Source organism: Lysinibacillus sp. G01H, assembly GCF_028872195.1.
GTDB classification, from domain to species: domain Bacteria; phylum Bacillota; class Bacilli; order Bacillales_A; family Planococcaceae; genus Lysinibacillus; species Lysinibacillus capsici.
In genome coordinates this window covers 2,446,805-2,459,441 of the sequence record NZ_CP118397.1, presented here as the reverse complement: position 1 = coordinate 2,459,441, position 12,637 = coordinate 2,446,805, and the positions used below count along the sequence as shown (strand labels likewise).

Genomic DNA, 12,637 nt, shown 5'->3' with positions numbered 1-12,637 from the left:
AATTTTTTGTTATGATTTCTACTATTAATATGTACCTGTCCGGGTGAAGGTTGTATTATTTTCTACTGGGGTACACATTTTACAAAAAGTCCGCGTACCCCAGTTTGTACCCCACATCGTACCCCAGTTAAATACATTTAGATAGGCTTCGTTAGACAGGTATAGAAACCTTCATTAATACAAAACCTTGATATTATGCACATCAAAAAATTAAAAACATCAGGATAGAAACCAAGGTCATAAGTTATGCTTATCAAAAAAGATAATATTAATGTAATTTACTTATGAATATAAATGCGCTATCATGGGTATTGGAGAAAAGATGCTACACATTTTTAAAGCCTTTTCAAAAAGATATATATTAGGGGGATCCGCAAATGGCACAAGGTAATTTACACAACAGCCGTGCATCATTCGAAGTGAATGGTAAAACTTACAATTACTATGACTTAGCTGCGATTGAAAAAGCTGGCGTTGCAAAAGTTTCAAACCTTCCTTACTCAATCAAAGTATTATTAGAATCTGTTTTACGTCAATATGATGCGTATGTAATTAAAGAAGAACACGTAAACGAATTAGCAAAATGGGGTAACGGTGCTGACCCAGAGGCAGAAGTACCATTCAAACCTTCTCGTGTTGTATTACAAGACTTTACTGGTGTACCAGTAGTTGTTGACCTTGCATCTCTTCGTTCTGCAATGAAAGAAATGGGCGGCGACCCAAGCAAAATCAACCCTGCTATTCCAGTTGACCTTGTTATTGACCACTCAGTACAAGTTGACAAATATGGTAATGCATCTGCATTACAAGCGAACATGGACCTAGAATTTGAACGTAACGCTGAGCGTTATAACTTCTTAAAATGGGCTCAAACTGCTTACAATAACTTCCGTGCTGTACCACCAGCAACAGGTATCGTTCACCAAGTAAACTTAGAGTACTTAGCTCCAGTTGTACACGTAAACGAAAATGCTGATGGCACATTCGAAACATTCCCAGATTCAGTAGTAGGTACTGACTCTCATACAACAATGATCAACGGTATCGGCGTTCTTGGATGGGGCGTAGGTGGTATCGAAGCTGAAGCAGGTATGCTTGGTCAGCCTTCATACTTCCCAATTCCAGAAGTTATCGGTGTTAAATTAGTTGGCGATCTTCCAAACGGAACAACTGCTACTGACTTAGCATTAAAAGTAACACAAGTATTACGTCAACGTGGCGTAGTTGGTAAATTCGTTGAGTTCTTCGGACCTGGCGTATCTAAATTACCACTAGCTGACCGTGCGACAATCTCTAACATGGCTCCTGAATATGGTGCTACATGTGGTTATTTCGCAATCGACGAAGAATCATTAAACTACATGCGTTTAACTGGTCGTGACGAAGAGCACATTGCGGTTGTAGAAGCTTACTTAAAAGCGAACCACATGTTCTTCGATCCAACATTAGAGCCAGTTTACACAGATGTTTTAGAAGTAAACTTAGCTGAAATCGAACCAAACCTTTCTGGTCCAAAACGTCCACAAGACTTAATTCCACTATCTCAAATGCGTTCTCGTTACAAAGAAGCAGTAGTGGCACCACAAGGTACACAAGGTTTCGGTTTAACAGAAGATGAATTCGCAAAAACTTCTGTAGCGAAATTCGCTGAAGGCGATGTAGAAATTCCAACAGGTGCTGTTGCGATAGCTGCGATCACTTCTTGTACAAACACTTCTAACCCATACGTATTAATCGCTGCGGGCTTAGTGGCGAAAAAAGCTGTAGAAAAAGGTCTAACAGTGCCGAAATGGGTAAAAACTTCTTTAGCACCAGGTTCTAAAGTTGTAACTGGTTACCTTGAAGATTCAGGTTTACAATCATACCTTGACCAAATCGGTTTCAACACTGTAGGTTATGGTTGTACAACATGTATTGGTAACTCAGGTCCATTATTACCTGAAATCGAAGAAGCAATTAAAGCAAATGACTTATTCGTAACTTCAGTTCTTTCTGGTAACCGTAACTTTGAAGGTCGTGTACACCCACTTGTAAAAGCTAACTACTTAGCTTCTCCACCACTTGTTGTTGCTTATGCACTTGCTGGTACAGTGGATATCGATCTACAAAAAGATTCATTTGGTAAAGACAAAGATGGTAACGAAGTATTCTTCGCTGATATCTGGCCATCAACTGAAGAAGTTAATGCAGTATTAGGTACTGTTGTTAACCGTGAGTTATTCCAAAAAGAATACGAAACTGTATTCACAGCGAACGAAAAATGGAATGCAATTGAAACATCAACTGAGTCTCTTTACACATTTGATGACAAATCAACTTACATCCAAAACCCACCATTCTTCCAAGGTCTTGCAAAAGAGCCAGAAGCTATTAAAGGCTTAGACGGCTTACGCATTATGGCGAAGTTCGGTGACTCAATCACAACTGACCATATTTCTCCAGCTGGTGCAATCGGTAAAGAAACACCTGCAGGTAAATATTTAATTGAAAACGGTGTTGCAATCCGTGACTTCAACTCTTACGGTTCTCGTCGTGGTAACCACGAAGTAATGATGCGTGGTACATTTGCAAACATCCGTATCCGTAACCAAGTTGCTCCTGGTACAGAGGGTGGATTCACTACTTACTGGCCAACAGGCGAAGTAGAGTACATCTATGACGCATGTATGAAATACCAAGAACAAGGTACTGGCTTAGTCGTACTTGCTGGTAACGACTACGGTATGGGTTCTTCTCGTGACTGGGCTGCGAAAGGTACATTCCTACTTGGCGTGAAAACTGTTATCGCGCAATCTTACGAGCGTATCCACCGTTCTAACCTAGTAATGATGGGTGTTCTTCCACTTCAATTTATGCCAGGTGAATCTGCTGATACATTAGGCTTAACTGGTAAAGAAGAAATCTCTGTTAACATTACTGACAACGTAAAACCACGTGAAATCTTAACAGTAACTGCTAAATCTGAAGACGGCACAGTTAAAACTTTCCAAGCTTTAGCTCGTTTCGACTCAGAAGTAGAAGTAGACTACTACCGTCATGGTGGTATCCTACAAATGGTTCTACGCGCAAAAGCTGCTGAGTAATCATCATCATAAAAACCGATCTCTTAGGAGGTCGGTTTTTTTATTTATTAAGAGAGTGTTTGATAGAAGTGGCCAAAATATGTATAAATAGCACCAAATGACGGATTTAATGGATAATTATAATTTAATTTCCAATGAACCTAGCATTTTTCCAATTCTTTCGGTAAAATTAATAGGTAAGGATAAAATTTTTACATAAACGGGGGACGATTGATTATGACAAAGAAAAAACATAAGTTTTATACAGCGGCAACAGCTGCAATGGCGGTTACTGCTGTTGCTGTAGTACCTGTATCGGCGGCTAGTCCATTTTCAGATGTGAGCGAAGATTATGCACATTTTAATAGTATTTCCACATTGCATGCAGCAGACATCATTAATGGCTTTCCAGATGGTACATTTAAGCCCTCAAAGGATGTAACACGCGGACAGGCAGCGAAGATGATAGCAAGTGCATTTCATCTAACTACAACGGATACGGCTGTCGAGAATCCGAATTTTAAGGATGTCGACTCATCTAGCCCATACTATAAAGCGATTGTTACATTAGTTAATCTTGGCGTTGTACAAGGCTATGAGGATGATACATTCCGTCCAGATGACACAATTACTCGTGGTCAAATGGCGGTAATGGTAGCAGAGGCTGCAGGTTTAACAGCAGAAGGTAAAAGTCCATTCACAGATGTACAGCAAGATAGTCCATTTGCAGATGCAGTAACAGCCCTGTATGAGGCAGGCGTTGCGAAGGGTGTTACTGCCACAGAATTTGGTGTAGATAAAAATGTTACACGTGGTCAATTAGCAACATTTATTGTGAACGCATTAGGCTTAGCTGAGGATACACAGCCTACAACGGAAGTAAAAGAGGAAGAGCCTAAAGAGGAGCAAGTAACAGAAGAACAGCCTACTACAACACAGGATAGTGCTTTGTTAGAGGAAGTATTTACGAAAACATTAGCCAAGCAAAAAGAGCTAAAAAGCATGAAGGCTACCATGACGATCTCTCAGACAGTAGAGGCAAACGATGGTAAGGAAACCATGAAAATGGATTCTAAAGGCAACATGAAGATGGAAATTGTTACAGAGCCAATGCAATTCTTTGCTGATGGTTCAATGGCTTTAACAGATCCAACAAGCGGTGAAGCGATTAATTTGCCGATTAAAATGTATATGACGGCTAAAGATGGTATGTATATGTATGAGGCAGAACAAAAGGCCTGGGTAAAGTTCCCGAAACAATTATTTGAAGATGTACTGAGCCAAACAGGAATGCAGCCAGATGCAACTGAACAATTGGAAATGCTACAAGCATTTGCTGAAGATTTCACATTAGTAGAATCAGCAAACCGTTATGAGTTAACATTAAAAGGTTCTGGCGATAAATTCACAGAGCTAGTGAAGCAGCAGCTTGGCGCAATGGATTTAGGAATGGAAGCCGATCTAGAGGCACAATTAGGCAATATTTCCTTTGATGGTCTCACATATAAATTATTGATTAATAAAGAAACATTCGATGTAGAAGAAATTGCTATGGATATGACATTAAAGATGCAAGTAGAAGGCAATTCGATCAAAACAAGACAGCAAACAACGATTAAATATCATGATTTCAATGCGGTAACTACAATTACGATTCCAAAAGATGTGCTAGACAATGCAAAGGAAATGGATTTAAGTGCATCAGAACCAGCACCAGTAAGTAAATAATACAAAAAGTAGGTTTATGCCAAGTATATTGGTGTAAGCCTACTTTTTTTATGCTTTAGTGGAAGCCCATTAATTCTTTTACTTTCGATGTGTTTGGAGCAGATGTTAGAGTTTCTAGTAAGCGAAAGGCAACATCAAAGGCTGTTCCTGGATTGGAGGAGGTGATGATATGATCAGTTTGCACAATACGCTCGTTGACAATTGCTGCGCCATAGCCCTTTAGCTGTGCTAAACGTTTACTTGTTGGATGATTATAGGTTGTTGCTTGACGGTGCTGAAGAATTCCACTGTGGCCTAAAATAAGAGAAGCTACACAGATTGTTGCAATCGGTTTTTTGTGTTCATCAAAGTGGCGAACAACTGCCTGAAATTCCTCGCTAAACGCATCCTCATAAAAACCGGCTTCCTCAAAGCCTCCAGGAATCGCTAATGCATCAAAATCCTCTAATACAATTTCATGGAGCAATTTTTCAGGAGTGACTTTAAAATTCCAGGTGCATTGCAGCTGTTCATGCAGGCCGACCGTAACCACATCTGTTGTACCATCTCCTTCCCACTTATTCCAGCCGAGCACATCAGTAAAGACGCTTGCCTCCACCGCTTCAAAGCCATTTGCTAATAGTAACAATATTTTTTTCATGTTTGATTTGCCTCCTTTATTGATATTATTGTAAACAAAAGGGAGAAAAGATTACATACGTTGTATAATGGATTTTAGGTAAAAAACTTTATTTGAAAAGGTATTATGTTATAAATAATTTATTTAGAAAGGTGATGGACCATGGATCATATTGATACACAAATATTACAGCAGTTACAGCAAAATGCCAAAATCTCTATGAAGGAATTAGCCACTACCGTTCATTTATCCTCTCCTGCCGTTATTGAAAGAATCAGAAAGCTAGAGGAGCAGGGTGTGATTGAGGGCTATCATGCAAAGGTAAATCTGAAAAAGATGGAGCGTACGATTGAAGCCATTATTTTATTTAAGTCCATTGATTGTAAAAGTCTTTCTTCATTTTGTAATGCTCATCCTGATGTTTTGGCATGTTATCGAGTGGCTGGGGAAATTAGCTATATTGTTAAATTAGCGACCTATTCAGTAGAAACATTAGAACAATTTATTGATGCGGCTATGCCCTATGGCACACCTTCTACTAATATCGTGCTATCTTCAACGGAAAAACAAGTGATTACACCATTTGCTGACAATGATTTGGGGTAATTGACAAAAAAGCAAACCTCGAAGCCGCGAGCTCCGTTTATAGGGTAGAGAGGAGGAAGAATGTTGCTAATTCATGAACTGGAAAGAATAATGGAACAGCATACAGAGAGGCTTATTCGTCTTGCCTTTTACTATGTGAGAGATTTACAAAGTGCCGAAGATATCGTACAGGATGTCTTTATTAAATTCTATGATAAACAGCAAAACTATGAGGAACGTGGGGAGCTAAAGGCGTATTTATCGAAATTAGTTAGTAATCGAAGTAAAGATTATTTACGCAGCTGGACCTATCGGAAAATTCAAGTGCAACAGAAGATTTTTCCGCAGCAAACCGTTATGAGAAGAGATATGCTTGTACAGCAAGATGAACGTACTTTGATTGAAAATGCGATTCTAGCTCTCCCTTTCAAACAGCGAGAGGTCATTATACATTTTTATTTTGAAGAAATGCCTGTGGTAGACATTGCAGAGCTGTTAACGATTCCTGAAAGCACCGTTAAAACAAGGCTACGTCGTGGGCGAGAGTTATTGAAGCTACAATTACAGCATGTTGAATGGGAGGTGCTCCTGCATGAGTAAAATGGATGCTCGCGTAGTAAGGGATTTATCAGAAAGTAAAAAGCGTGTGATGACAAATGTGGTTCAGCATTTACAGCAACGCCATGAAAAAAAATCGGCAAAACGCTGGCCATATGGTGTTATGGCTATGATTTTAAGTGTCTGCATAGGGCTGTTTATATATCAGCAATATAATGAACAACAACAGCAAGCTTCTACTATTCCACCCGTATTAGATGAGCGGATTTTAGAGCTATATTTACAACTTGATTCTTTTATGAACGGAAAGAATCGTTTATATAAGGCAAGCTTTGATAATTTTTTATATTTTGAATCGACCTTTGCTTATGCGCAATCGAAAAAATTAGTACCTACACAAGAGCAAGTAGATAAGGCACTCGAACAGTTCATGCAAGAGTGGAGCTATGAGGATGATACTCGGCCAACTTATGATAAGCTTCTGCAAATGTTGCAAGTCACAAACGAAGGGTTTATAGAGAACTATGGCAAGCCAATTGCCTATAAAATGGCTACATTTGATTTATTATGGGAGGTAAGCCAAGCCGATTATAAGGATGTAAGTAATCCCATTCGTACATGGCTTGTTGAGCAAGCAGCCATGAATTATTTAGAACAACATTATCATAAAGACATTGCCTCCTTAAGAGAAAAATATAAAATCCCAGAAAAGGACAGCCAAATGAAGCTCATCAGAAGTGGAACGGTCTTAGCGATCAAGGAACATGAATTTTTAGTTGTCTCAGGCGTCTTGGCTAGCGAGGTTGGGCAAAAATCTGTAGATGAATTAGTGCAAAAACATAGTAATGGTACATGGTTCCCTCTAGTGGATGTTCCGCAAACACTTTCAGTTGGTGATCGAGTAGAAGTACAGTATAGACAGTCGATTGGGAACGATGACACTCAGCCATTCCTTGATTATAAGGATATCGTAGAGATGAAAATAGTAAAGGAATTTCACTAACAAGAAGCTAGACATTTAATGATTTTAGAATGTCTAGCCTTTTCTTTAGATTTGGATTCATATACAATAGTTGTAATATTTTTCTAAAATAGAGGTGTTGATTTGGTATTTGCTATATTAGATAATGCGACAGCGTTTTTCCTAAGCTTACCTCTTCTACTGATTTATTTAAAAAGTATGTCACAGGAAGAATCCTTTTGGCGTTGGTCAATGCCCTTATGGCTGTTGAATTACTTTTGCATTCGATATTTTGTCTCGGATGGAGAAATTTTTTGGGTTGTCCTCTTTTGGCAGCTACTATTTTTATGGCCAATTAGTCTAGCAATCTATATCTATTTATACAACAAGGAAAAGAAGTGGGCATTTTATATAGGCTTAAAGAAAAAGCATGTTGTGATTGTGGCAACATTGATGCTGCTATTTGGGAGCTCACTCGTTTATTCACTTTATCAGGCAAATCAGCAGGTGATTGCGTTCCATCAGCAAGTAATGCAGGAGCTTGAGGATAGTTCAGATCGACAGCTTTATTTGATGCACAATACAATGAAGCCTACGACGCTTCTTGAAGTAGCGGATGATATAGCTGATGTGCGAAAGGGGCAGGCGAATGCATTTACCTTTCCTTGGCGCAGTAAGGTGATTGTACACCAAGATAATTGGCAAAAGGAATTTACATATGTCCGTTTTAATGAGAGCTGGAAGTTAGATGGGATATACCGAGAGAGTGAGTATCAAAATAAATAAGCAAAGGGGAGTCAAAGAGTTGATACAAGATGTACTGAAGGAAGAAAAATTAAAGGATCGATTAAAGGCATTGAAAAAGGGGCAAGCAATAATGGAGCTAGAAAATCAAGAGCAGCTTGTGCATTCCATGTTAGCACATATCGGTTCTATTGATAGTGAGCTACGAGATACTTATATTTATGGCAGCTTTTATGAATGGATTTTAGAAAAAAACTTGCTAGACCATCGTTGCTTAACGGAGTTATGGGATTATAGCTTAAACCATTTAATAGTTAAGGGGATTGGAGAAAAGGAATCAGATTGGGTCTTTACTCGCTCCTTTACATCATTATTAGTAGCGCTTATTTTAGCAAGAGATCTACAGGATAATTTTTTGCCCAAGGCTAGCATAGAGGACTGTCAAACAAAGTTACTAAGCTATGTATCATCTGAAAAGGATGTAAGAGGCTATGTGCCTGGCAAGGGATGGGCACATAGCGTGGCGCATGTTTCAGATGCTATCGATGAACTAGTGAAAAATCCAAAATCATTGAAAACAGCCTATCCGGATATGTTACATGCATTATGGTCCATCTATTTACAACCGGATTACATTTTTATCCATGATGAGGATGACCGACTATTAGTGCCTATATTCGCGATGTTGGAGCAGGGGCTGGAACAAAATGAAGTCATCCATATAGTGCAGCAAATGCCATTAACCTTAGCCTCAATGAAGGAACATCTGAGTGAAGAACAATACAGAATAGTGCTATTCAATAGTAAAACATTGCTGAAGAGCTTTTTGATTCAAACCATTCAACAGCCACAATATGCTGATCTCCATCAAAGTATTGCCACTTGTCTCAACGAAATTTTTTAAGATTGTCCATTGTTGACAGACAATTGGTAATTTGCTAAGATGAAGGACAATAAAAGCATACAAATTCGTTGATGAGAAAGAGTAGTGTTTCACTTTGTTCTACAGAGAGCCGACATTTGGTGGAAGTCGGTGTGCAGGTGTTACATGAAAATCCTCTCTGAGAAGATTAGCTGAATGGAGTAAGCTAATCCGGGTGTCTACCGTTAAAAAGAACACGTATGATTGTACGTTGCTGAGTGCTATTGGCCATCGTGTCAATAGAATTAGGGTGGTATTCGCGGTTAACCCCGTCCCTTTTTCCTTGGGACGGGGTTTTTTGTATGCCTTTTATACAAATTCGCTTGTATAGGAGGAACTAATATGCAGAAAGAACAAAAGAAAGAAACAACGGTTGAACGAGAAACAAGGATTCGTACATTATGGGCGCAAGAAGGGACCTTTGCCAAATCCGTAAGTAATCGCGCTGGACAGCAGCCCTTTGTATTTTATGAGGGACCCCCAACAGCAAATGGGTTACCACATGTCGGCCATGCCTTTGGTAGAACCATAAAAGATGTGGTGGCACGTTACAAAACAATGCAGGGCTATTTAGTTGAACGAAAAGCAGGTTGGGATACACATGGGTTGCCTGTGGAATTAGGGGTAGAAAAGGCATTAGGGATCTCAGGAAAGCAGGAGATTGAGAACTACGGGGTGGAGCAATTTATTCAAGCATGTAAGAAGAGCGTTTTTACCTATGAGCAAAAATGGCGTACCTTTACAGAGCAGCTTGGCTACTGGCTTGACATGGATGAACCTTACCTAACTTTAAGTAATGACTATATTGAAACTGTATGGCATATTTTAAGCCACGTTCACAAGGAAAAACTGTTATACAAAGGACATCGCGTCTCACCTTATTGCCCTAGCTGCCAAACTTCCTTAAGCTCTCATGAGGTGGCACAGGGCTATAAGGATGTCAAGGATTTATCCGTCACTGCAATGTTTAAGCTAGAGGATCGAGACGAATATATCTTAGGCTGGACAACGACGCCTTGGACATTACCAGCCAATGTAGCCTTGGCTATGAATCCTGCTCTTCGATATGTCCGTGTAAGGCATGCAAACAGCATCTATATACTAGCCAAATCGTTGGTATCAAAGGTTTTTTCAGAGCCTGTAGAAATATTAAGTGAGCATGACGGACAGGAGTTTGCAGGTGTTTCCTATCGATCGCCATTTTCCTATGTAACCGTCCATAAAGGACATATCGTTGTCATGGCAGATTATGTGACAGAGCATAGTGGAACAGGAATTGTACACATAGCACCTGCTTATGGAGAGGACGATTATAAAACGGTGCAGGAACATGGCTTGTCCTTTGTCAATGTAGTTGATCTTAAAGGTTGTTATACAGAAGCGGTACCTGAGCTTGTTGGACGTTTTGTGAAGGACTGTGATGTCGACATCATTAAAATGCTTGCAGCAAAAGAGCTTTTATTTGCTAAAGAAAAATATGAGCATAGCTATCCACATTGCTGGCGCTGTGATTCACCATTATTGTACTATGCAACAGATAGCTGGTTTATCAAAATGTCGGCATTAAAAGAGCAGCTTTTACAAAATAATCAGCAGGTGACATGGTACCCTAGCCATATTAAGGATGGACGATTTGGCAACTTCCTAGAAAACTTAGTGGATTGGAATATTAGTCGTAATCGTTATTGGGGGACACCACTCAATGTGTGGATCTGTCAGGATTGCAATCATGAGGAGGCACCTAACAGTGTTGCAGCACTACAACAATTAGCCAAAGGAGCTGTCAATGAACAATTAGAGCTCCATAAGCCATTTATAGATGACATTGTCTGTACCTGTCCTGTTTGCCAAGGCGACATGAAACGTACGCCTGAAGTTATCGATGTTTGGTTTGACAGTGGCTCGATGCCATTTGCCCAACAGCATTATCCATTTGAAGATGTAGCGAACTTTCATCATCAGTTTCCAGCAGATGTGGTCATTGAGGGAATCGACCAAACGCGAGGATTTTTCTATAGCTTATTAGCAGTATCGACCTTGTTTACAGGAAAACCACCTTATAAAAATGTGCTATCGTTAGGGCATGTACTCGATGAGCATGGACAGAAGATGTCCAAAAGTAAAGGCAATGCATTAGAGCCTGTTGAGTTAATCGAGGAGTATGGAGCAGATGCTCTACGTTGGGCATTTTTAGTTGATAGCTCCCCATGGAATCCAAAGCGTTTTTCAAAGAAAGTTGTCTTAGATGCGAAATCTAAGCTGGTAGATACACTCGACAATACGTTTAGATTTTATGATATGTATGCCCAGATCGATGGTTTTACGTATGATGCTACAAATACAGGTACACGTTCACAGCTAGATCATTGGATATTGTCCCGCTTACATCACACTATCCAGCTTGTCACAACCTCCATGGATGATTATCAATTTACACAGGCTACACGGGAAATTGGTCAATTGGTGGAGGAATTAAGCAACGGGTATATTCGTCGTTCGCGTGCTAGATTTTGGGCAAATGGAATGACAGCAGATAAACGAGGTGCATTTAGCACACTTTATGAGGCACTGACATCCATTTGTCAATTAATAGCACCGTTTACACCATTTATAGCAGAGGATATCTACCGTCAACTATGTGGAAAAAGTGTTCATCTTGAGAAATACCCACTATTCGACGATCAACTAGTGGATGTGAGGCTTGAACAAGAAATGGCAACAGTCTTAACAGTTGTGGAACTTGGACGTAGCATTCGCAATAGTCAGGGAATAAAGGTCAAGCAGCCTTTAAGTGAACTCATTGTTGCCCTAAAAGGTGAACTGTCGGATTACCAAGCCTATAGCGAACTCATTCAGGATGAGTTAAACATCAAAGCTTGTAGATGGACACATGATTTTTCTGCCTATGAAAGCGTGCATTATAAGTTAAACTTTAAATCAGCTGGCGCGGCATTTGGTCCAAAGGTTAATCAAGTAAAAGAGTATGTGTTGGCATTAACAGATGAAGAGAAACAAAGGCTACAACACCATGGAACAGTGGATCTCATGATGGACGGTCAACAGCTAACATTATTAAGAGAACATGTAATAGCTGAATCAATCGTCAAGGACCATTATATTTTAGCAGAGGATAGCACTTGCCGTGTCTTGATGAATGTTCAACTCACAGAGAGCTTACTACAAGAAGGACAAATACGAGAATTAATTCGTACAATACAAGATGCACGGAAAAAATGGCAGCTACCAGTGGCGCAATATGTATCGATTGCCTTTATTGGTAGTGCAGAGGTAATTTTTAATATTCAGCAGCACGAAGCGTTATTACAAGAAAATGTATTAGTTAAAGCTATTCATTATGGTGAGGAATGGCCTCATGCAAAATCCATTGAGACGGCATTGTTTAATGAAAAGCTCACTTTATTTGTTTCTCTATAAAAGAAAAGCTCAGGGTTACCTCC

9 protein-coding genes and 1 other annotated feature are annotated in these 12,637 nt (G+C 39.6%); of the genes, 8 read left to right on the top strand and 1 reads right to left on the bottom strand.

Annotation, left to right across the window (positions count from 1 at the left end):
* Positions 1 to 377: 377 nt before the first annotated feature.
* Together acnA and PSR12_RS12410 are read left to right on the top strand one after the other, a co-directional pair.
* Entirely contained in the window at positions 378 to 3,083 is a 2,706-nt protein-coding gene (gene acnA, locus PSR12_RS12415; RefSeq protein WP_004227840.1) for an aconitate hydratase AcnA, read from the top strand.
* A gap of 216 nt (positions 3,084 to 3,299) precedes the next feature.
* The gene (locus tag PSR12_RS12410) at positions 3,300 to 4,790 is read left to right on the top strand and encodes an S-layer homology domain-containing protein (RefSeq protein WP_221682898.1); all 1,491 of its coding nucleotides are present in this window, start codon (positions 3,300 to 3,302) and stop codon (positions 4,788 to 4,790) included.
* Positions 4,791 to 4,845: 55 nt separating this feature from the next.
* Here PSR12_RS12410 and PSR12_RS12405 read toward each other — a convergent pair whose 3' ends face one another.
* Positions 4,846 to 5,430 carry a DJ-1/PfpI family protein gene (locus tag PSR12_RS12405; RefSeq protein ID WP_274769096.1) on the bottom strand — a complete coding sequence of 195 codons (585 nt, stop codon included), beginning with the start codon at positions 5,428 to 5,430 and terminating at the stop codon, positions 4,846 to 4,848.
* 141 nt (positions 5,431 to 5,571) lie between these two features.
* Here PSR12_RS12405 and PSR12_RS12400 point away from each other — a divergent pair, with 141 nt between their 5' ends.
* The 6 genes from PSR12_RS12400 to ileS all read left to right on the top strand — a co-directional run bounded on the left by PSR12_RS12400 (position 5,572) and on the right by ileS (position 12,614).
* The gene (locus tag PSR12_RS12400; protein ID WP_221682896.1) at positions 5,572 to 6,015 is read left to right on the top strand and encodes an Lrp/AsnC family transcriptional regulator; all 444 of its coding nucleotides are present in this window, start codon (positions 5,572 to 5,574) and stop codon (positions 6,013 to 6,015) included.
* A 63-nt stretch (positions 6,016 to 6,078) separates the two neighbouring features.
* Positions 6,079 to 6,594 (top strand): sigma-70 family RNA polymerase sigma factor, encoded by a 516-nt coding sequence (locus PSR12_RS12395; protein WP_221682895.1) that lies wholly within the window; start codon positions 6,079 to 6,081, stop codon positions 6,592 to 6,594.
* Positions 6,587 to 7,555, top strand: a complete 969-nt coding sequence (locus tag PSR12_RS12390; RefSeq protein WP_274769092.1) for a DUF3221 domain-containing protein — start codon at positions 6,587 to 6,589, stop codon at positions 7,553 to 7,555. The genes PSR12_RS12395 and PSR12_RS12390 overlap by 8 nt, the downstream gene beginning before the upstream one ends.
* 102 nt (positions 7,556 to 7,657) lie before the next feature.
* On the top strand, positions 7,658 to 8,299 hold the full coding sequence (locus tag PSR12_RS12385; protein ID WP_274769090.1) for a hypothetical protein: 642 nt from the start codon (positions 7,658 to 7,660) through the stop codon (positions 8,297 to 8,299).
* A 19-nt stretch (positions 8,300 to 8,318) separates the two neighbouring features.
* Positions 8,319 to 9,161, top strand: a complete 843-nt coding sequence (locus PSR12_RS12380) for a DUF2785 domain-containing protein (protein ID WP_257522256.1) — start codon at positions 8,319 to 8,321, stop codon at positions 9,159 to 9,161.
* Positions 9,162 to 9,220: 59 nt separating this feature from the next.
* Positions 9,221 to 9,459, top strand: a binding site (T-box leader).
* A gap of 62 nt (positions 9,460 to 9,521) precedes the next feature.
* Positions 9,522 to 12,614, top strand: a complete 3,093-nt coding sequence (ileS, locus tag PSR12_RS12375; protein WP_274769089.1) for an isoleucine--tRNA ligase — start codon at positions 9,522 to 9,524, stop codon at positions 12,612 to 12,614.
* The last annotated feature ends 23 nt before the right edge of the window (positions 12,615 to 12,637 follow it).

Bases quoted from the DNA above. Each gene is read 5' to 3' on its own strand.
- PSR12_RS12410 (WP_221682898.1), top strand. From the start codon at position 3,300: ATGACAAAGAAAAAACATAAGTTTTATACAGCGGCAACAGCTGCAATG.
- acnA (WP_004227840.1), top strand. From the start codon at position 378: ATGGCACAAGGTAATTTACACAACAGCCGTGCATCATTCGAAGTGAAT.
- PSR12_RS12405 (WP_274769096.1), bottom strand. From the start codon at position 5,430: ATGAAAAAAATATTGTTACTATTAGCAAATGGCTTTGAAGCGGTGGAG.
- PSR12_RS12390 (WP_274769092.1), top strand. From the start codon at position 6,587: ATGAGTAAAATGGATGCTCGCGTAGTAAGGGATTTATCAGAAAGTAAA.
- ileS (WP_274769089.1), top strand. From the start codon at position 9,522: ATGCAGAAAGAACAAAAGAAAGAAACAACGGTTGAACGAGAAACAAGG.
- PSR12_RS12400 (WP_221682896.1), top strand. From the start codon at position 5,572: ATGGATCATATTGATACACAAATATTACAGCAGTTACAGCAAAATGCC.